The organism is Pseudosporangium ferrugineum (assembly GCF_003002065.1).
Lineage (GTDB): Bacteria > Actinomycetota > Actinomycetes > Mycobacteriales > Micromonosporaceae > Actinoplanes > Actinoplanes ferrugineus_A.
Window position 1 is genome coordinate 104555 of the sequence record NZ_PVZG01000018.1, and the last position, 20530, is coordinate 125084.

Sequence of the window (20530 nt, forward strand, 5' to 3'; positions counted from 1 at the left end):
TCAGGCCGGGCTCATGAAGCCGGCCCGGTAGGCGAAGGAGACGAGCTGGGCGCGATCGCGCAGGCCCAGCTTGCCGCGCAGCCGGTAGATGTGCGTACGGACGGTCGTCACCCCGATGAACAGCCGGCCGGCGATCTCCTCCGGCTGGAGCCCTCCGGCGAGCAGCAGCAGAACCTCCCGTTCGCGCGGCGTCAGCGACTCGGCCTCGCGGTGCAGCGCCGGCTCCGGCCGGACGTCGCGGCTGCGGAACCAGTTCACCAGCCGCTGCGCCACGGCCGGCGCCAGCATCGCCTCGCCGTTGGCCACCGCGCGGATCGCCGCCGCCAGCTCCACCCGGCCGGCGTCGCGCACCAGGAAGCCGCTGGCCCCGGCGTGCAGCACGTCCGCCACCGACTCCTCGGTGTCGCCGGCCGCGTAGACGACGACCCGGGGCGCGGGCGCGGCGTCCTGCTCGGCGAGCCGGCGGACGAGCTCGAGGCCGCTGAGGCTGAGCAATTCCAGGCCCGTCACCACCACGTCGAGGCTGTGCGTACGCGCGAGCATGACGGCGTGCAGCCCGCTGTCGGTGGTGTCCACTACCTCTATGTCCGGCTCCGGGGCGAGCAGGGCCCGCAAGCCGGTCCGTACGACCTCGTATTTGTCGCAGATCAGTACACGCACCACCATCGTCACCGGTCTCCAAACCGTAGCGGGGTGAAGGGCTGGGATCAGCCTCGGTGACCGGGATGAACGTCCACTGGAGAACGACTGTACCGGCGTACCGGGGCTCGTCGCGGCGGTTACCCGGGCTCGCCCGGTGGCGTACCGCCGGCTCGACGCGGGCCGGACGCCGCGGGCCCGGCGGCGGCGAAGAATCGGCGCGACACGTCGTCTTCACAGGTGGGAGTGCGTCATGAAACTGGCCGAGCTGCGGCATCGCCGGGTCGGTGTGCTGATGTCCGGGGGACTGTCCTGCACGGCGGTCGGGGTGTGGCTCGCGGAGCAGGGCGTGGACGTCGTGCCGTTCGTGGCCGACCTCGGGCAGCGGGTGCCGTTCCCGCCCGCGGAGCTGGCCCGGGTGCTCGGCCGCAGCGGGCCGGCCGCCCGCGTGGTCGACCTGCGCGCCGAGACCGCCGAGCTGGCCGTGAACCTGGCCCGGTGGCAGGCCACCCACGACGGCGGCTACTGGAACACCACCAGCGGCTCCCGGCACACCCTGGTCACCGGGCTGGCCCAGCCGCTGCGCGACGCCGGCTGCACGGTGCTGGTGCACGGGTGCGTGGGCGGCGGCAACGACGAGGGCCGCTTCCACCGGTACGCCGCCGCGCACGCCCCCGACCTCACCGTCTTCTCGCCGTGGCGGCACGAGTGGCTGCGCGAGCAGTTCCCCGGTCGCCGGGAGATGGCCGGCTACCTGCGGCAACGTGGCCTGCCGGCGATCTTCGGCGACTACGTCGACTATTCGGTGGACGGCACCCTGGCCGGCTTCTCCCACGACGGCGGCGAGCTGGAGGAGCTCGACACCCCGGTGTCCACGGTGACGCCGCTGATGAGCACCTGGCCGAGCGCGGCACGGGAACCGGGCGAGAGCGTGCGCATCCGGTTCGAGGCCGGCCGGCCGGTGGCGCTCGACGACGTGCCGTTGTCCGCCCTGGCCGTCCTGACCCGCCTCAACCAGCTCGGCGGCCGCAACGGTGTCGCCCTGCGCAGCGTGGTGGAGAACCGGGTCAACGGCACCAAGTGCCGCGGCGTGTACGAGGCGCCCGGCCTGGAGATCCTCGGTGCCGCCGTGGCCGGCCTGTATCAGGTGATGCTCGACAAGGCGGCGGTCGACCTGATGGGCACGCTGTCGCGGCGGCTCGGGCGGGCCGCGTACGAGGGCCGGCTGGACGACCCGGCGGCGCGGGCCGCGATCCTGGGCGCCGACCTGCTGGCCGAGCCCGCCACCGGGGAGGTGAAGGTGGACCTCTACCGGGGCACGATCGCCCTCGCCCGGGTGCGGGCCGGCGTGACGCCGCCCGGGGTACGCCGCCAGACCCGGTTCGCCGCCGGCGGCCACCACTGGTCCACCGAGGAACCGGCGCTGGTCTGAGCGCACGGGAAAGCCCGGCGGCCCCTGAGGCCGCCGGGCTTCGTCGTGTCAGCGGGCGGCGAGCCGGGTGGCCAGCTCGGCGGCGAGCACGGGCAGATGCGGCGGCCGCAGCATCGTGTAGTGGGTGCCGGGCACCGTCCCGTACGCCAGGCCGGGCAGGCCCCACGCGGACCAGCCGGCGAGCCGTTCGGCGCGTACCCCGGCCGGCCCCAGCAGCGTGACGGCGCCGCCGTACGGTTCCGGCCGGTAGGCCGCCATGGCCTCGGCGATCGCCGCGAAGACCCGCAGCCGGTCGGTCAGCTCGGCGCGCAGGGCGGCCGGGACGAGGCCGACCTCCTCCAGCGCGGCGAGCGCCGTGGCGGTCCGCTCGTCCTCCGGCAGCGCCGCCAGGGCGTCCGCGTCGAGGACGGGAGGCGGGGTGCCGGCCTGCGCGGCGAGGTCCGCCGCGAAGTGGGCGAGCAGCGCGGCGTGCCCGGGGGCGGGTCCGGGACGCGGCGGCACGGTGTCCAGCATGGTCAGCGACGCGGTGTCCGGCCCGAGCAGGCGGGCGATCTCCAGCGCGATCAGGCCGCCCGCGGACCAGCCCAGCAGGTGGACCGGCCCGTCCGGGCGTACGGCGCGGATGGTGGTGGCGTACCGGGCGGCCAGGTCCTCGATGCGGTGCGGCTGCTCCTCGCCGTGCAGACCCGGCGCCTCCAGGCCCCAGACCGGGCGCTCCGGGTCGAGCAGCGCGGTCAGCGGGGTGTACGGCCCGGCCGAGCCGCCGATCGCGTGGACGCAGAACAGCGGCGTGAGCGTGCCGGACCCGCGCAGCGGTACCAGCGCCTCCCCGGCCGTACGCGCGGGAGCCGCACCGTCCACGACCGCGGCCAGCTCCCGCAGCGTCGGGTTCGCATAGAGGGTGCGCACGCCGAGCCGGACCCCCAGCGTGTCCCGGATCCGGGCGATGACCTGCAACGCCTGGAGCGAGTTGCCGCCGAGCGCGAAGAAGTTGTCGTCCGCCCCGGCGGCGGTGACCTCCGGCAGCACGGCGGCCCACGCGGCGGCGATGGTCCGCTCGGTGCCGGTCCTCGGGGGTGCCGTCGCGTCCCGCCCCGGCGGGGCCGGCCGCGGCAGCGCCGGCACGTCGATCTTCCCGTTGGGGTTGACCGGGAACGCGTCCATGGTGATCAGGACCGCCGGGATGAGGTGGGTGGGGAGGCGTTCGAGGAGCCAGGTGCGGAGGTGGTGGTCGGTGGTGGGTTGGGTGGTGACGGTGTAGGCGATGAGTTGGTGTTGGTGGGTGGTGACGTGGGTTTGGCGGATGTGGGGGTGGTCGTTGAGGGCTTGTTCGATTTCGGCGGGTTCGATGCGGATGCCGCGGATTTTGATTTGGCGGTCGGTGCGGCCGAGGAATTCGAGGGTGCCGTGGGTGGTCCAGCGGGCGAGGTCGCCGGTGCGGTACATGCGGGTGCCGGGGGTGGGGTGGTGGGGGTCGGGGATGAAGCGGTCGGCGGTGAGGTGTGGTTTGTTGAGGTAGCCGCGGGCGAGTCCGGTGCCGGTGATGTGGAGTTCGCCGGGGATGCCGGGTGGTTGTGGTTGGAGGTTGGTGTCGAGGATGTAGGCGCGGTGGTTGGCCATCGCCCGGCCGATCGGCACCGGCCCGGGTCCGGGCGTGCAGAGGTGGTCGGTGCAGAGCACGGTCACCTCGGTCGGGCCGTAGCCGTTGTGGAACTCGCGGCCGGGCCCGCTCCACCGGCTGACCAGCTCGGCGGGGCACGCCTCGCCGGCGGCCAGCAGCAGCCGCAGGTCCGGCAGGTCGGCGGTGTGGTCGAGGCGGCCGAGGACGGCGGGCGGGATCGGCGCGACGGTGATCCGCTCCCGGCGCAGCAGGCCGGTGAGAGCGTCCGGGTCGAGCAGCACCTCGCGGGCGGCGCACACGACGGTGGCGCCGGCGGCGAGGGTGGCGAAGACGTCGAAGATGCTGACGTCGAAGCACGGGTTGGCGAACTGCAGGACCCGGTCGCCCGGGCGCAGGGAGTAGAGGGCGGCCGCGGACGAGGCGAACTCGGCGGCGGCCCGGTGCGGGATCTGGACGCCCTTGGGGTGCCCGGTGGACCCGGAGGTGTACATGACGTAGGCCAGGTTGTCCGGGCGGGTCGTCACGTCCGGCGGGTCCGCGTCCGGCAGGTCGAGCTCGTCGAGGCAGAGCGCGGTCACCCCGGCGGGCAGCCCGGCCGCGGCGGCGCGGGTGGTGAGGACGAGACGTACGCCGGCGTCGGCGCACTGCCACGCCCAGCGCTGTCGCGGGTGGGACACGTCCAGCGGCATCCACGCCCCGCCGGCCCGGAGCACGCCGAGCTGCGCGACGAGCAGGTCGGCGCCGCGGTCCAGCAGCACCCCGACGATGGTCTCGGCGATGACGTCCGCGGTGTCCCGCAGCAGGCGGGCGAGCCCGGCGGCGCGCGCGGTCAGTTGCCCGTAGGTGAGGGTGGGGCCGCCGGCAACCACCACGGCCGGGTCGGCGTCGCCGCCCCCGCAGGCACCGAGCAGCGCGTCGGCGGGAGCGGTGGCGGCCGGCGGGTTCCAGTCGTGCAGCAGCGTCGCGGCCTCGTCCGGGGAGACCAGTTCCAGGCCGGACAACCGTACGCCGGGCTGCGCCACGCCCCGGGTCAGGAACCGGAACGTGCGCTCCACCAGCCCGCGCACGAAGTCCTCGTCGAACAGCTCGGTGGCGTACTCGACGGAGGCGCGCAGGCCGCCGTCCGCGGACTCGGTGACGCTGATGCCGAGGTCGAACCGGGACGCGCTGGTGCTGCCCGCCAGCGCCTCGGTCCGCAGCCCGCCGAGGCGGAACCCGTCCGTGCCGCCCGGCTGGTAGGCGAGGCTGACCTGGAACAGCGGGTTGCGGGCCGGGTCGCGTTCGGGCTTCAGCGCGTCCACCACGGCCGCGAACGGCACGTCCTGGTGCTCGATCGCCTCCAGGACGGTCTCGTTGCCGCGCCGGACGATCTCGGCGAACGTGGGGTCGCCGCCGAGGCCGGTGCGCAGCACCACCGTGCTGGCGAAGTAGCCGACGAGCGGCTCGAGCTCGGCCCGGGTCCGCCCGCCGAAGACCGAGCCGATGGCCAGGTCCTCCTGCCCGGTGCAGCGCGCGAGCACCGCCGCGAAGGCGGCGTAGAGGACGGCCAGGAACGACACGCGTTCGGTGCGGGCGAACTCGGCGACGTCGCGGGCGTCGCCGGGCGGCAGCTCCGCGGTGAGGCTCGCGCCCTGCCAGGTCCGTACGGCCGGCCGCGGCCGGGTCGTGGGCAGGGCCAGCTCGGTCAGCCCGGCGAGCCGCCGCTGCCAGTAGCCGAGCTGCCCGGCGAGCACGCCGCCGCGCTGCCACGCGGCGACGTCGGCCGGCTGGACCGCGGGCGGGGGCGCCGGATCGTCGCCGCCCGCGCGGTAGAACCGGTCGAGTTCGCGGGTGAGGATGCCGAAGGACCAGCCGTCCGCGACGATGTGGTGCGCGGTCAGGGTCAGCACGTGGTCGCCGCCGTCGAGGCGGTGCAGGGCGGCCCGGAACAGCGGCCCCCGTTCCAGGTCGAACGGCGCGATCCCGGCGCCGGGCGGGCCGTCGGCGAGCGGCAGGGGGAACTCCGCGGGCGCCGGGTCGATGATCTGGTACGGCCGCCCGCCGGCGCTGCCGAAGCGGGTGCGCAGGGACTCGTGGCGGCGTACCAGGGCGGTGAGGGCGGCTCGCAGCGCCGGTACGTCGAGGGGGCCGTGCAGGCGCCAGGCGTACGACATGGCGTACACGGTGGAGGCCGGGTCGAGCTGGTGCAGGAACCAGAGCCCCTCCTGCTGGTACGACAGCGGCAGCCGGCCGTCGCGCGGCACGACCGGGATCGGCGCGGCGGCCGGGCGGGCGCCGGCCGCGCGGCGCAGGCGCAGCTCCACCAGCGCCCGGCGCTTGGCCTCCCGCGCGTCCTGGACCTGGGAATCGGTCATCTGTCCTCTCCTAGGGTCTCCGCGGCCAGCAGCCGGTCCAGCTCCTCCTCGGACAGTCCGGCGAGTTCCGTCTCGATCCGGCTCCGGGCGTCGTCCACCTCCGCCGCGAGGGCGCGCAGATCGGCGGCGTAGAGCGTGCGCAGGTCGACGTGGGCGCCGAGGGCGTCGCGGAGGCGGGACACGACCTGCACGGCCTGCAGCGAGTTGCCGCCCAGGGTGAAGAAGGTGTCGTCGCGCGCGGCCGGCGCGGCGCCGGGCAGCAGGTCGGCCCAGATGCGGGCGACGGCCCGCTCGGTGTCGGTGCCCGGCGGTTCGGCCGGCGTCGCGCGGGTGGTCCCGGCCGGCGGCAGCGCGCGTACGTCGATCTTGCCGTTCGCGGTGACCGGCAGCGCGTCCAGCGTGACGATCACGGGCACCAGGTGGGTGGGGAGGCGTTCGAGGAGCCAGGTGCGGAGGTGGTGGTCGGTGGTGGGTTGGGTGGTGACGGTGTAGGCGATGAGTTGGTGTTGGTGGGTGGTGACGTGGGTTTGGCGGATGTGGGGGTGGTCGTTGAGGGCTTGTTCGATTTCGGCGGGTTCGATGCGGATGCCGCGGATTTTGATTTGGCGGTCGGTGCGGCCGAGGAATTCGAGGGTGCCGTGGGTGGTCCAGCGGGCGAGGTCGCCGGTGCGGTACATGCGGGTGCCGGGGGTGGGGTGGTGGGGGTCGGGGATGAAGCGGTCGGCGGTGAGGTGTGGTTTGTTGAGGTAGCCGCGGGCGAGTCCGGTGCCGGTGATGTGGAGTTCGCCGGGGATGCCGGGTGGTTGTGGTTGGAGGTTGGTGTCGAGGATGTAGGCGCGGTGGTTGGCCATCGCCCGGCCCAGCGCCACGGTGGCCGACCCCGGCCGGTGCCGGTGGTCGAGACAGTCCACAGTGGTTTCGGTGGGCCCGTAGCTGTTGTGGAACTCGCGTCCCGGCCGGCACCAGCGGTCGGCGAGCGCCGCCGGGTACGCCTCCCCGCCCACGATCAGCATCCGCAGGTCCGGCAGGTCGGCGGTGTGGTCGAGGCGAGCCAGGACGGCGGGCGGCAGGTGCGCGACGGTCACCCGTTCCTCGCGCAGCAGCCCGGTGAGAGCGTCGGGGTCGAGCAGCACCTCCCGGGGCGCGCCGACCATGGTGGCCCCGGCGGCGAGGGTGGCGAAGACGTCGAAGACGCTGACGTCGAAGCACGGGTTGGCGAACTGCAATACCCGGTCGCCGGGCACCATCCGGAACAGCTCGCGCGAGGACGCCACGAAGTCGGCGGCGCCGCGGTGCGGCACGAGCACGCCCTTGGGCCGGCCGGTGGAGCCGGACGTGTACATGACGTACGCCAGGTGGTCCGGCCGGGTGGCGACGACCGGCCGGGTGGCCGCCGGCAGGTCGAGCTCGTCGAGGCAGAGGGCGGTGACGCCGGCGGGCAGCCCGGCCGCGGCGGCCCGGGTCGTGAGCACCACGCGTACGCCGGCGTCGGCGCACTGCCATTCCCAGCGCCGGGGCGGGTGCGAGACGTCCAGCGGCATCCACGCCCCGCCGGCCCAGAGCACGCCGAGCTGGGCCACGGGCAGGTCGGCGCCGCGGTCGAGCAGGACGCCGACCACGGTGTCCGCGGTGACGCCGTACGAGTCGCGCAGCAGCCGGGCCAGCGCGGCGGCCCGCCCGGACAGCCTGCGGTAGGTGACGGTCCGGCCCTCGAACACCAGCGCCGGATCGCCCGGCCGGCCGCCGCACGTGCCGAGCATCGCGGGCTCCGGAGCGGGCCCGGGCGCGGGGTTCCAGTCCTCGAGCATCCGCTCCGCCTCGGCCGGCGTCACCAGGGTCAGCGCGGTGATGCGGACGTCCGGGTCGGCGAGGCCCTGGGCGAGCACCAGGCCGATCCGTTCGGCGAGCAGGCGTACGGTCCCGGCGTCGAACAGCTCGGTGGAGTGCTCGATCGAGATGCTCAGCGAGCCGTCGTCGCCCTCGACCGCGGCGATGGACAGGTCGAAGCGGGCGTGCGTGGTGGCGTACGGGACCGGTTCCACCCGCAGGCCGGCCAGGTCCAGGCCCGGCCGGCCCGCGGACTGGAGGGAGAAACTCACCTGGAACAGCGGATTCCGGCCGGGATCCCGCTCCGGCCGGACCGCGTCGACGACGAGGGTGAAGGGCACGTGGTGGGCCATCGCGTCGCGCAGCGTCGCCCCGCTGCGGGCCACCAGCCGGCGGAAGGTCGGGTTCCCGGCGGTGCTCACCCGCAGCACGGCCGGGTCGGCGAAGTAGCCGATGAGCGGTTCCATCTCCGCGCGGCTGCGCCCGCCCAGCACGGAGCCGAGCACGATGTCGTCCTGCCGGGCGTACCGGGACAGGGTTGCCGTCAGCGCGGCCAGCAGGACCTCGAAGAGCGAGGCGCGCTCGGTCCGGGCCAGCTCGCGGGCGGCCGGGCCGAGACCGTCCGGCAGGCGTACGGTGACCGTCGCCCCCGCCCCGGTGCGCTCCGCCGGGCGCGGCCGGTCCGGCAGCAGGTCCAGTGTGGACGCCCCGGCGAGGTGTTCGCGCCAGTGCTGCAGCCGGGAGCCGATCGGCTGGCTGCGCTGCCACGCCGCCACGTCGGCGGGTTGCACGACGAGCCGCGGCAGGGCGGGCGGTGCGGACGCCCGGTACAGCCGGGACAGCTCGGTGACGAGCACCTCCAGCGACAATCCGTCGGCGACGATGTGGTGCACGGTGACCGCGAGGACGTGGTCCTGCTCGCCGAGGCGCAGCACGAGCGCCCGGAAGACCGGCCCGGCGGTCAGGTCGAACGCTCGGACCGCCTCGGCGCCGAGCGCCGCGGCCAGCTCCCGCTCGTCCGCCACCGGCACCACCGGCAGCTCCGGCTCGGCAGGCGGCGGATCGATGATCTGGTACGGCCGCCCGCCGTCACCGCCGAACCGGGTCCGCAGCGCCTCGTGCCGCCCGATCACCGTGCCCAGCGCCGCCCGCAGCGCCGCCAGGTCCAGCGGTCCGCGCAGGCGCCAGGCGGCGGGGATGTGGTAGACCTCCTGTCCCGCGCCGAGCTGGTGCAGGAACCACAGCCCCTCCTGCTGGTGCGACAGCCGCAGCGGGCCGCCCCGGGGCACCGGCGGGATCGCCCTGCCCCGCCGCAGCCGCTGCTCCAGCAGTGCCCGCTTCACCGGGGACAGCTCACCGGTCTCCGACATCGCTTCCTCCCGCTCGATACGTCCGCGTCAGCGCAGGCTCCGCGGGCGCAGATCCGTCCACACCTCGGCCACGTACTCCAGGCACTCCTCGCGACGGCCGGTGCACCCGCTCGCCCGCCATCCGGCCGGCAGCGGCAGGTGAGCCGGCCACAGCGCGTACTGCTCCTCGTGGTTGACCACCACCTGGAAGACCCGGTCGTCGTCCTCGTCGTCCATCGCATCCCCTCTCCGCCGCTCAGTCGCGGCTCTCCGCCTCCAGCAGCCGGGCCGCCTCCTCGTCGGACAGCCCGGCGATCCCGGCCAGCACGTCCGGGTCGACGGCGGCCAGCTCCCGGTCGACGAGCCCGGCCAGGGTGGCGATCGTGGGCTCGGCGAAGAAGTCGGCCAGGGCCGCCTCGACGCCGAACGTCTCCGCCACCCGGGTCATCAGGGCCGCCGCCTGCAGGCTGTTGCCGCCCAGCTCGAAGAAGTCGTCGGTGACGCCGACCAGGTCCACGCCGAGGACGCGGGGCACGAGCTCGCCGGCCAGCACCCGCTCGGTGTGCGTACGGGCGGCGACGACCTCCCGCGGCGGCCGGGCGCTGAGATCCGGCTCGGGCAGCGCGCGCCGGTCCACCTTGCCGCTCAGCGTCAGCGGCAGGGCGTCGAGCAGCACCCAGTACGACGGCACCATGAAGCGCGGCAGCCGCTCGGACAGCGCCGCGCGCAGCTCGGCCGGGGTCAGCTCCTCGCCCCGGGCCGCGGTCACGTACGCGACCAGGTGCCGCTCGCCGCGCGGATCGGTCCACGCCACCACGGCGGCCTGGTCGACCCGGGGGTCGGTGGCCAGCGCCGCCTCGACCTCGCCCAGCTCGATCCGGATGCCGCGCACCTTCACCTGGGTGTCGATGCGGCCGAGGAAGGCGATGGCACCGTCGCGCCGGCGGCTCACCAGGTCGCCGGTGCGGTACAGGCGGCCGTCGGCGGTGGAGCCGAACGGGTCCTCGACGAACTTCTGCGCGGTCAGCTCCGGGGCGTTGTGGTAGCCGCGGGCCAGTCCCTCGCCACCGATGACCAGTTCGCCCGGCACGCCGTACGGCACCGGCTCGAGGTGGCGGTCGAGGACGTGCGCGACGTGGTTGGCGATGGGCAGGCCGATCGGCGGGGGGCCGTCCCAGCGGCCGGGGCACTCGTGGACGACCATGGTGACCGTGCACTCGGTGGGCCCGTACCCGTTGAAGAAGTGCCGTCCCGGATTCCAGCGGTTGACCAGCTCGCCGGGGAACAGTTCGCCGCCGGCGAAGACGATGCGCAGCGCGGGGAAGCGCTCCGGGCGCAGCAGGGCCATCACGGCCGGCGGCAGGTCGGTCACGGTGACCGCGGTGTCCTCCATCAGCCGCTGGAGCCGGGACATGGAGAGCCGGTCGTCGTCCTCCGCCAGGCACAGCCGGCCGCCGTTCAGCAGGGCCATGAACACCTCGCCGACGAACACGTCGAAGGTGGGGGAGGCGTAGCCGAGGACCCGGTCGGCCGGCGTGAGGTGGAACAGCTCCGTCATGGCGGCCACGAAGCCGATGACCGAGTGGTGCTCGACGGCCACGCCCTTGGGCCGGCCCGTGGTGCCGGACGTGTACATGACGTAGGCCAGGTCGGTGGGGCCGGGCTCGGGACCCGGCGGGACGCTCACGGTCGCCGGCCAGGGCTCGTCGAGCACGACGACGTCCGTGCCGTCGTCCGGCAGGCGGCCGGCGAGCGCGCGGTGGGTCAGGACGCAGACCGGATCGGCGTCCTCGAGGATGACCCGGACCCGGGCGGGCGGGTTCGTCGGGTCGATCGGCACGTACGCCGCCCCGCTGCGGAGCACGGCCAGCACCGCGACGATCAGGTCGGCGCGGCGGCCGAGGCACAGCGCGACCAGCCGGCCCGGCCCGGCGCCGCGGCCGCGCAGCAGGGCGGCCAGCTCGGTCGCCCTGCGGTCGAGTTCGGCGTACGTGAGCTCGGTGCCGCCGACGACGAGCGCGACGGCGCCGGGTGCCCGGCGCACCTGTGCCTCGAACGACGCCACCACGGACGTCCGGGGCACCGGCAGCGCCGGGCCGTTCCAGCGGACCAGCATGTCGTGGCGGTCCGAGGGGGAGAGCAGCGGGACGGTGGAGACCGCCTGTCCGGGGTCGGCCAGCAGCCCGGTGAGCATGCGGTCGTAGTGGTCGGCGAGCTGGCTCACCGTCGCGGCGTCGTACAGGTCGCTGTTGTACTCGATCGACAGGTGCAGCCCGTCCGGTACGGCGGTCACCCACCAGCTCAGGTCGAACCGGGAGCTGCCGGCGTCGACGTACGCGCGCTCCACCGTCACGCCCGGCAGCTCCGGCGGCGGCGACCCCTCCTCGGCGGTGAAACCGATCTGGAACAGCGGGGAGCGCGACGGGTCGCGGCGGGGGCGCACGGCGTCCACGATCAGCTCGAAGGGCAGCTCGCCGTGGGCGAAGGCGTCGCGTACCGAATCCACCACCCGGCCCAGCAGCTCGCGCCCGGTGGGGTCGCCGCCGACGTCCAGGCGCAGCGGCAGCATCGTGGCGAAGAAGCCCACCAGCGGTTCGGTCTCCAGCCGGGTACGCCCGGCCGCCGGCGAGCCCACCACCAGATCGGTGAGCCCGGTGTAGCGGTGCAGCAGTGCCGCGAACGCGGTCAGGTAGACGGCGAACGGGGTCACGCGCTCGGTGCGTACCAGTTCCGCCGTCGCGTCCACGAGGGAGCGCGGCAGCATCCGCTCGTGGCGGGCGCCGGCGTAGGTCATCCGCGCCGGGCGCGGCCGGTCGGCGGGCAGCTCCACGACGGGCAGCCCGGCCAGCCGCTCGCGCCAGTGCGCCGCCAGTTCGGCGCCGGCCGGGCCGGTGAGCTCGGCGCGCTGCGCCTCGCTGTGGTCGGCGTACTGGAGGGGCAACGGCCGGGGCAGCTCGGCCGGGAGGCCGGACTCGGCGCGGTAGTACGCGCTCAGGTCCGCCGTGAGCACCTCGAACGACCAGCCGTCCACGACGATGTGATGCGCGACCAGCACGAGCACGTGCTCCTCCGCACCGATCCGCAGCAGCCGCGCCCGCCACAGCGGCCCCCGGCTCAGATCGAACGGCCGCCGCGTCTCGTCGAGGGCGATGCGGCCGGCCTCCTCGCGGTCGGCAACCGCGGTCTCCGGCAGCGCGACCTCCACATCGGACAAAACCCGTTGGAGGGGGCCGTCGGCGGTCTCGGTGAACTCGGTCCGCAGCGACTCGTGCCGCTCCACCACGCGGGCGAGGGCGCGGCGCAGCGCCGGGACGTCGAGCGGTCCGGTCAGCGTGTAGGTCACGCCGGTGTGGTAGCCCGCGTTGCCGGGCGCCAGCCGGTCCAGGAACCACAGCGTGCGCTGGGCGAAGGAGGCCGGCACCGGGCCCGTGCGGGGCGGCGGCGGCGCGTCGCGGCGCGTCGCGGCGAGCCGGGCGCGCAGCTCCGCACGCTGGTCGCCGGAGAGTGCGCCGAGCCGTGTGCGCAGGTCACCCATGCTTGTTCCCCCTGTCGTCCGGGCTGTCGCAGAGGAACAGTACGAAGGCGGCGGTGCCCGCGTCGTCACGTCACCCGTGAGACTCCGGCATCCCGGTGATGACCGTTTCCGGTGGGTCCGTCATCGCGGCGGCTACCCCGGCTCAGAGTCCTGCCGGTCCTGCCCGGGAATCCTTTACCGGCGCTCGGCGGGGGTGGTTCCATCGTGCCGGCGGGCTGCCCTCGAACGCGCAGCCGCCCGGACCCGCGCCGCCGGGGCGCCGTACCCGTCGATCCGACGCGCCGCCTTCCGTCCACCTCGGACCGCTGAGGAGCTGACCCCATGACGACCGCCGTTCCGCCTGGGCTGCGTCGCAACGCCAACTTCACCAAACTCTGGGCCGGGCAGTCGATCTCGATGGTCGGCGTCAACGTCACGTACGTGGCGCTGCCGCTGCTGGCCATCTACGCGATCGACGCCGGGGCCTTCGAGGTCGGCCTCATCACGCTGGCCGAGACGCTGCCGTACCTGGTCGTCACGCTGTGGGCGGGGGCGTGGATCGACGAGCGCAAGCGCATCCCGGTGATGCTGGTCGCCGACATCCTGCGCGGCGCGATCCTGGTCGCGGTGGCGGTGCTGACCCTCATGCACCTGATCACGCTGGAGATCATCGTCGGGCTGATGCTCCTGTACGGCGTGGGCTCGGTCTTCTTCGAGGTCGCGTACTACGCCGTGGTGCCGACGATCGTGCACCGCTCGGACCTGATGCGGGCGAACAGCCGGCTGCAGACCAGCGCCTCGGTGTCGCTGCTGCTCGGCACGAACGTCGGCGGGCTGCTGACCCAGATCCTCACCGCGCCGTTCGCCCTGATCGTGGACGCCCTCACCTTCGTCGCCTCCGCGCTGAGCCTGCGGTCGATGAAGGTGGACGAGCAGGTGCACGTGCCCGCCGACCGGCCGCCGGCCCGGCGCAAGCAGATCTGGGAGGGGCTGCGCTACGTCGCCCGGCAGCCCGTGCTGCGGTCGCTGACGGCCAGTTCGGCGCTCTACAACTTCTTCACCAACGGCGTGATGACCCTGTTCCCGGTGTTCGCCGTGAAGAGCCTGCACCTCAACGCCGGCACGATCGGCTTCGTGGAGTCGTTCGGCGCGGTCGGCGCGGTGGTCGGCGCGCTCGTCGCCAGCCGCATGATCAGCCGGTTGGGGGCGGGGCCGGCGTACACCCTGGCGAAGGCGCTGACCTGGGCGGCGGTGCTCAGCTTCGGCTTCGCCCCGGCGGGCGGTACCGGCGCGGTGGTGCTGCTGGCCGTGGCGTTCTCGGTCAGCGGCATGCTGATCGTCTCCAACGTCGTCGGCATCACCCTGCGCCAGGCAGTCACCGAGGACCATCTGCTCGGCCGGATGACGGCCACGTACAAGTTCGTCTCGTACGGCGCCCAGTCGCTGGGCGCCCTCGCCGGCGGCATCGCGGGGGAGGTGCTCGGCCTGCGCGTCGCGATGATCGCCGGCGGCATCGGCCTGGTCACCAGCGTGCTCGTCGGCCTGAACCTGCGCCGGATCCGTCAGCTGCCCACCGAGACCGGCCGCCCCGAGGCGGTCGTCACCGTGGCGCGCTGACCGCACAGCGAAGAGCCCGGGGGACACGAGGTGTCTCCCGGGCTCCTTTCGTGCCTAAGGCTGGACCGTGGCCCGGGGGCGCAGCCGGTGCGCGTGCAGGCGCTCGTAGAAGGGCAGGTGGAATTCGAGGTACTCGGCGAGCAGCGGGGTGTTGTCCACCGAGGCCTCGTACCGCGCGGAGCTCGCCGCGAACGTCTGGGTGGAACTGGTCGAGCGGTGCCACTTCGCGCTGCGCTGCCATCCGGGCGACATGCCCGGTGACCAGGCCAGCGCCTCGGGGCGGAAGTCGAGGCCGACCAGCTCGCAGTAGCGGGCCACCACGCCGGCCGGGTCGGCGACCAGGTCGCCGGAGTCCACCACCACCGGCACGGCGCCGCGAGCCGCGGTCACCGCGTCGAAGATCTCGGCCAGCCGGCCGAAGCCGATCTCGTCGCGGTTCAGCGCCGGGTGCAGCGCGTAGTGCGACGCGATCGCCTCCCGCGGGTGCCGGACGAGGAACGTGTGGGTCGCCTCGGCCAGGAACGCGGTGTCGGCCAGCAGATGCGGGTAGGCGAAGTCCGTGGTGTCCTTGAAGAACACCGGCCCGGGCAGCCGCCGCAGCGCGGCCAGCAGCTCCGGCTCGGAGGTGATCTCCTCGCCGTCCACCGTGGTCGAGCCGTAGTTCGCGAGGTGGGAGAACGGTTCGTGCAGCACGGTCAGGTCGCCGCGCTCGCGCATCATCCGCTCGAAGGCGGTCGAGCGGCTTCGCGGCGCACTCCACAGTGCCAGGATGCGCGGTCGATCGTCCGGGTTGGCGGTCACCGGCGCACCTCCTTTCGGCAGGGAAGCCGAATGCTATGCAGCCGGCGCGGCGACCCGGAACGCCGGACGCGATGACAGCCGCCGGCCGCGGCTCACCCCCGTGATGAACCCCGCGTCAGCATCACGGTGACGTGCCGGACCCGTTGCCCCGCATACCTTTCTGGCAGCCGCGGCGGCGATCGCCACGGCCGGAGCGGGGGAGGGCAACGATGAGCCGGCTGGCTGTTTTCGGGGGTACGGCGGCGGTGCCGCGGCCCCTGCGGTCGGTGCCGTGGCCGGTGGTGACCGACGCGGACCGGGCGGCGGTGTCGCGGGTGCTCGACTCGGGCGCCCTCGTCTGCAACGCCGACGGCGAGACCGAGATCGCCGAGCTGGAGCGGCGGTGGGCCCGTCGCGTCGAGGTCGGGCACTGCGTCGGCGTCGCCAACGGCACCATCGCGATCGCGCTGGCCCTCGCCGGGCTCGGGGTCGGCCCCGGCGACGAGGTCATCGTGCCGGCGCTGAGCTTCGCCGCGTCCGGCCTGGCCGCCCTGCACCAGATGGCGGTGCCGGTCTTCGCCGACATCGACCCGGTCACGTTCAACCTCGACCCGGCCGACGTGGAGCGCCGGATCACCCCGCGCACGGCCGCCATCGTCGTGGTGCACCTGCACGGGCTGCCCGCCGACATGGACGCCCTGATGGCGCTCGCCCGGCGGCACGGGCTCGCGGTGGTGGAGGACGCGGCCCAGGCGCACGGGGCGACGCTGGGCGGGCGCCCGGTCGGCGGCCTCGGCCACGCCGGCGCGTTCAGCATCCAGGTCACCAAGAACCTGCCCACCTGCGGCGAGGGCGGCCTGGTCACCACGGACGACGCCGCGCTCGCCCGCAGGGTGCGGCTGGCCCGGCAGTTCGGCGAGGACATCGAGCCCGGCACGCCCCGCGATTACCTGTGCGAGTCGTTCGGGTGGAACGCCAAGCTCAACCCGGTGCAGGCCGCGTTCGCCGGCTCGCAGCTCGACCGCTTCGACGACTACGAGAAGCAGCGGCAGGCCAACATCGAGGCGTTCCTCCAGCGGCTGCGGGAGCTGCCCGGCATCCGGGTGCCCGGCGTGCCGGCCGACCGTACGCACGCCTGGCACGTGCTCCGCTTCCGGTTCGACGCCGCCGCGGTGCCCGGCGCGGAGCCGGTGGCCCTGCGGGAGGCGCTGCGGCGGTTGCTGCGGGCCGAGGGCGTACCGGTGGGGCAATATCAGCGGCGGTCCCTCGCCGAGCAGCCGGTCTTCCGGGACCGCCTCGGCTTCGGCGGCGGCCAGCCGTGGTCGTCGGCCGGCGAACCCCCGGAACCGGGCTCCCACCCGGTGACCGACGCCGTGATCGCCGACTCGCTGGTCCTCGCCAGGAACCACCTGCACCCGGACTCCGGCCCGCTGCTCCAGCGCTACGCCGACGCGTTCGAGAAGGTCTGGGAGCACCGCGACGTCCTGCGCGCCATGGCGGTACGGCCGTGAGCGTCCCGCTGACCGAGCTGAGCGCCGGAGCCGCCTTCGCCGGGCATGCCGCGCGCATCCGGGAGCACATCGTGGCGATGTGTTCCGGCCCCGAGGGCGGGCACCTCGGCGGCTCCATGTCGCTGGTCGAGATCCTGACCGCGCTGTACTTCGGGGTCCTGCGCGTGGATCCGGCCGCCCCCGCGGACCCGGACCGCGACGTCTTCCTGCTCAGCAAGGGCCACGGCGCGATCGCCCTGTACGCGACCCTCGCCGAGCGTGGCTTCCTCGACCCGGCGGAGCTGGCGGGCTTCGGCACGTGGGGCAGCCGGCTCATGGCCCATCCCGTACGGGCGGTGCCGGGCGTGGAGCTGCCCACCGGGTCGCTGGGCCACGGCCTGGCGCTCGGGGCGGGCTTCGCCCTGGCGGCGCGGCTGGACGGGCGCCCGGGGCGCGCGTACGTGGTGATGGGCGACGGCGAGCTGCAGGAGGGTTCGGTCTGGGAGTCGGCGATGGGCGCTGCCGCCCAGCGGCTGGACAACTTGGTCGCCGTCGTGGACCGCAACGGGCTGCAGATCAGCGGGCGTACCGAGGACGTGTGCGCGCTGGAGCCGCTGGCCCAGCGGTGGCGCACCTTCGGCTGGTCCGTCCGGGAGGCGCCCGGTCACGACCTCGACGCGCTGGTGGGTGCCCTGGGCAGTACGCCCTGGGAGCCGGGCCGGCCGAGCCTGCTCCTCGCGGACACCACCAAGGGCGCGGGGCTGCCGTTCGTCGCGGGGGCGGTGCACAGCCACTTCGCCACGCTCTCCGTACGGCAGCTGGCGCGGGCGCGGGCGGCCCTCGCGGCCGGGACGGGCGGGGGCGGCCGTGACTGACCTTCGCCGGGCGACCCGGGTGGCATACCGGGACCGGATCGCCGAGGTGCTGGCCCGCGACCCCCGTACGGTCTGCGTGGACACCGACACCGGGCTGTTCCAGGGCGTCGACTTCGGCGCCGCCGCGCACCGCTACGTCAACGTGGGCATCGCGGAGCACAACGCCATGGGCCTCGCCGCGGGGCTGGCGGCCGGCGGGTTCACGCCGTTCGTCCACACCTTCGCCACGTTCGCCGCGATGCGCGCCGCCGAGGCGGTGAAGATCGACATCGCGTACAACGCCCTGCCGGTCCGGATCGCCGCGACCCACAGCGGCCTGTCGGCGGGTCACTTCGGGCCGACCCACCACGCCCTCGAGGACCTGGCGGTCATGCGCTGCCTGCCGAACATGACGGTGGTCGTCCCGGCCGACGCGGCGGGCACCGAGGCGCTGCTGGAGCAGACCCTCGGCCTGCCCGGCCCGCTCTACCTGCGGCTGGGCCGCAAGCCGACACCGCCGCTGCCGGCCGGCGCCGCGCCGCCGCGGCTGGGGTTTGCCCAGGTGCTCCGCACCGGCCCCGACGTCCTGCTCGTCGCCTGCGGCCCGCACCCGGTGCACGCGGCGCTGGGCGCGGCCGAGCTGCTGGCCGCCGACGGGATCCGGGCCGGCGTCCTGAACATGCACACCGTGAAGCCGCTCGACGTGCCGGCGCTGCTCGCCCACTCGGCCGGCCGGGCGCTGGTCGTCACCGTCGAGGAGCACTGGCGGGCCGGCGGTCTCGGCGGCGCGGTCGCCGAGGCGCTCGCCGAGTCCGGCCCCGTACGCGTCCTGCGGCTCGGCGTCGACGACACCTTCGCCTCGGTCGTCGGCGACCACGACGCGCTCGCCCGGCACTACGGGATCGACCCGGCGTCCGTCGCCGGCCGGATCCGCTCCGCCCTGTCCGTCGGACCACCCGTCATAGAGGAGGAACTGCACCATGGTCACCGCCTGTCCCGAATGTGAGAGCCCGGTCGACGCGCCCGCCGCGGCGGCCGGCGCCCTGCGGCTCAGCGAGCTGCTGGAGTGCCCGGGCTGCCGCAGCGAGCTCGAGGTCATCGCCCTGACGCCGGTCACCCTCGCGCTCGCGCCCGACCCGGAGGAGGACTGGGGAGAGTGACGGCCGACCTCGCTGTGCTGACCTCGCGGCTGGGTGCGGACGACAAGCGCATCCTGATCGCGCTGGAACGTCGCGGGCTGCCGGTGCACCAGGTCGACCCGCGCCGGCTCGCCTTCGCGGCGACCGGCGCGGCGCCCTGGTCCCTGGTGCTCAACCGGGAGATCTCGGCGTCGCGTGCCCGGCACGCGGCGCACACCCTGGAGGCCGCCGGGGCGACCGTGCTGAACTGCGCCGCGGCCACCGACGTGTGCGCCGACAAGTGGCTGACCACGCTCGCGTTGCGGCGCGACGGGGTGCCGACGCCGCGTACCACGCTGGCGCTGACCCCGGACGCGGCGCTCGACGAGCTCGACCGCTTCGGCTACCCGGCGGTGATCAAGCCGCTCACCGGGTCCTGGGGCCGGCAGGTCGGCCTGCTGCGGGAGCCGGACGCGGCCCGTGCGGTGCTGGAGCACCGCGCCGCCCTGCCGAACCCCGAGGCGCACCTGATCTACCTGCAGGAGTACGTGGAGAAGCCCGGCCGCGACATCCGGGTGGTCGTCATCGGCGGCCGTCCGGTGGCGGCGGCGTACCGGGTCTCGCGGGACTGGCGGTGCAACGTGGCGCTGGGCGCGGAGACCCGGCCCTGCCCGATCGGGCCGGAGCTGGCGAAGGCCGCCACCGCGGCGGCCCGGGCGGTCGACGCGGACCTGGCCGGGGTGGACCTGGTCGAGCGCGAGGACGGCGAACTGCTGGTGCTGGAGGTCAACCACAACGTCGAACTGGCCGGCGCCCAGCGGGCCGCCGGGGACAGCGTGGACCTGGCCGGGACGATCGCGGCCCTGGTGGCCGACCGGTACGAGAGCGGGGCACGATGATCACCGCGTCGATCGTCGGCGCCAGCGGCTACCTCGGCGGCGAGCTGCTGCGGTTGCTGCTCGGCCATCCGGAGGTGGAGGTGGCCGCGGCGGTGTCGACCCGGATGCCGGGCCGCCGCGTGGACACCGCGCACCCGAACCTGCGGGAGTGCACGGACCTGCGGTTCTGCCGCGAGGATCAGCTGCCGGACACCGACGTTCTGCTGCTGGCGGCACCGCACCGGGAGACGATGCGGATCCTGCCGCGGCTGGCCGCCCGGGCGAAGACCGTGATCGACCTGTCCGGCGACTTCCGGCTGACCGATCCGGCCCGGTACGAGCAGTTCTACGGGGTGCCGCACGAGGCTCCGGAGCTGCTGGGCGAGTTCGTGCCCGGCTGCCCCGAGCTGTACCGCGACCGGCTCCGGACGGCCGACCGGATCGCCGTGCCCGGCTGCATGGCCACCGCGGCGATCCTCGCCCTGGCACCCCTGGCCGAGGCCGGCCTCATCGCGCCGGACGTCGAGGTGGACGCCCGGACCGGATCGAGCGGCTCGGGCGCCACCGCGGGCCCGCAGAACCTGCACTCGGAGCGCAGCGGCGCGCTGCGGATCTTCTCCACCGGCGGGCACCGGCACGAGGCCGAGATCGCCGCGGCGTGCGGGGTCCGGCCGCGGATGACGGCCACCGGCGTGGAGGCGGTCCGCGGCGTGCAGGTGGTCTGCCGTACCACGCCGGTCCGGGAGATCACCGAGCCGGAGGTGCGCGCGGCCTACCGGCGGCGCTACGCCGGGGAGCCGTTCGTGCGCGTGGTGGCGCACCGGCGGGGGACGTACCGGCTGCCCGAGCCGAAGATCCTGCTCGGCGCCAACTACTGCGACGTGGGCTTCGCGCTCGATCCGGGCGGCGGCCGGCTGCTGGCCATCGCCGCCCTCGACAACCTGGTCAAGGGCGGGGCCGGCGCCGCCGTGCAGTCGCTCAACGTACGGATGGGCTGGCCGGAGCGGCTCGGCCTGGAGTTCACCGGGATCCATCCGGTGTGACCGGAGACGGTACG

14 protein-coding genes are annotated in these 20530 nt (G+C 74.7%); 8 read left to right on the forward strand and 6 right to left on the reverse strand.

Annotation, left to right across the window (positions count from 1 at the left end; genetic code table 11):
* The gene (locus CLV70_RS41835) at positions 1-666 is read right to left on the reverse strand and encodes a response regulator (RefSeq protein ID WP_106130116.1); all 666 of its coding nucleotides are present in this window, start codon (positions 664-666) and stop codon (positions 1-3) included.
* Between the two features lie 226 nt (positions 667-892).
* On the opposite strand from CLV70_RS41835, the gene CLV70_RS30590 reads away from it, so the two are divergent.
* The gene (locus CLV70_RS30590) at positions 893-2071 is read left to right on the forward strand and encodes an argininosuccinate synthase domain-containing protein (RefSeq protein ID WP_106130090.1); all 1179 of its coding nucleotides are present in this window, start codon (positions 893-895) and stop codon (positions 2069-2071) included.
* Between the two features lie 48 nt (positions 2072-2119).
* On the opposite strand, the gene CLV70_RS30595 is transcribed toward CLV70_RS30590, so the two are convergent.
* The 4 genes from CLV70_RS30595 to CLV70_RS30610 are packed head-to-tail and all read right to left on the reverse strand — an operon-like array spanning position 2120 to position 12757.
* Complete coding sequence (locus tag CLV70_RS30595; RefSeq protein ID WP_106130091.1) at positions 2120-6046, reverse strand: non-ribosomal peptide synthetase; 3927 nt, start codon at positions 6044-6046, stop codon at positions 2120-2122.
* On the reverse strand, positions 6043-9243 hold the full coding sequence (locus CLV70_RS30600; protein WP_106130092.1) for a non-ribosomal peptide synthetase: 3201 nt from the start codon (positions 9241-9243) through the stop codon (positions 6043-6045). The genes CLV70_RS30595 and CLV70_RS30600 overlap by 4 nt, the downstream gene beginning before the upstream one ends.
* Positions 9244-9270: 27 nt before the next feature.
* Positions 9271-9459, reverse strand: coding sequence for an MbtH family protein (locus CLV70_RS30605; protein ID WP_106130093.1), 189 nt, complete (start codon positions 9457-9459; stop codon positions 9271-9273).
* 19 nt (positions 9460-9478) lie between these two features.
* A complete protein-coding gene (locus CLV70_RS30610; protein ID WP_106130094.1) occupies positions 9479-12757 on the reverse strand; it encodes a non-ribosomal peptide synthetase in 3279 nt (1092 codons plus the stop codon).
* Positions 12758-13078: 321 nt separating this feature from the next.
* On the opposite strand from CLV70_RS30610, the gene CLV70_RS30615 reads away from it, so the two are divergent.
* Positions 13079-14353: an MFS transporter gene (locus CLV70_RS30615; RefSeq protein WP_106130095.1), complete on the forward strand. Its 1275-nt coding sequence runs from the start codon at positions 13079-13081 to the stop codon at positions 14351-14353.
* 54 nt (positions 14354-14407) lie between these two features.
* On the opposite strand, the gene CLV70_RS30620 is transcribed toward CLV70_RS30615, so the two are convergent.
* On the reverse strand, positions 14408-15154 hold the full coding sequence (locus CLV70_RS30620) for a sulfotransferase-like domain-containing protein (RefSeq protein ID WP_211303944.1): 747 nt from the start codon (positions 15152-15154) through the stop codon (positions 14408-14410).
* A 209-nt stretch (positions 15155-15363) separates the two neighbouring features.
* Here CLV70_RS30620 and CLV70_RS30625 point away from each other — a divergent pair, with 209 nt between their 5' ends.
* Genes CLV70_RS30625 through argC form a run of 6 tightly spaced genes read left to right on the forward strand, consistent with a single transcriptional unit; the run spans position 15364 to position 20516 of the window.
* Positions 15364-16644, forward strand: a complete 1281-nt coding sequence (locus CLV70_RS30625) for a DegT/DnrJ/EryC1/StrS family aminotransferase (RefSeq protein ID WP_106130096.1) — start codon at positions 15364-15366, stop codon at positions 16642-16644.
* On the forward strand, positions 16641-17498 hold the full coding sequence (locus CLV70_RS30630) for a transketolase (protein ID WP_245908554.1): 858 nt from the start codon (positions 16641-16643) through the stop codon (positions 17496-17498). The genes CLV70_RS30625 and CLV70_RS30630 overlap by 4 nt, the downstream gene beginning before the upstream one ends.
* A complete protein-coding gene (locus CLV70_RS30635; protein ID WP_106130097.1) occupies positions 17491-18483 on the forward strand; it encodes a transketolase family protein in 993 nt (330 codons plus the stop codon). Before CLV70_RS30630 ends, CLV70_RS30635 begins: the two co-directional genes overlap by 8 nt.
* Positions 18458-18637 carry a lysine biosynthesis protein LysW gene (locus CLV70_RS30640; RefSeq protein ID WP_106130098.1) on the forward strand — a complete coding sequence of 60 codons (180 nt, stop codon included), beginning with the start codon at positions 18458-18460 and terminating at the stop codon, positions 18635-18637. Before CLV70_RS30635 ends, CLV70_RS30640 begins: the two co-directional genes overlap by 26 nt.
* Positions 18634-19494 (forward strand): RimK family alpha-L-glutamate ligase, encoded by an 861-nt coding sequence (locus CLV70_RS30645; RefSeq protein ID WP_211303945.1) that lies wholly within the window; start codon positions 18634-18636, stop codon positions 19492-19494. Before CLV70_RS30640 ends, CLV70_RS30645 begins: the two co-directional genes overlap by 4 nt.
* A complete protein-coding gene (argC, locus tag CLV70_RS30650; protein WP_106130099.1) occupies positions 19491-20516 on the forward strand; it encodes an N-acetyl-gamma-glutamyl-phosphate reductase in 1026 nt (341 codons plus the stop codon). Before CLV70_RS30645 ends, argC begins: the two co-directional genes overlap by 4 nt.
* Positions 20517-20530: the final 14 nt, after the last annotated feature.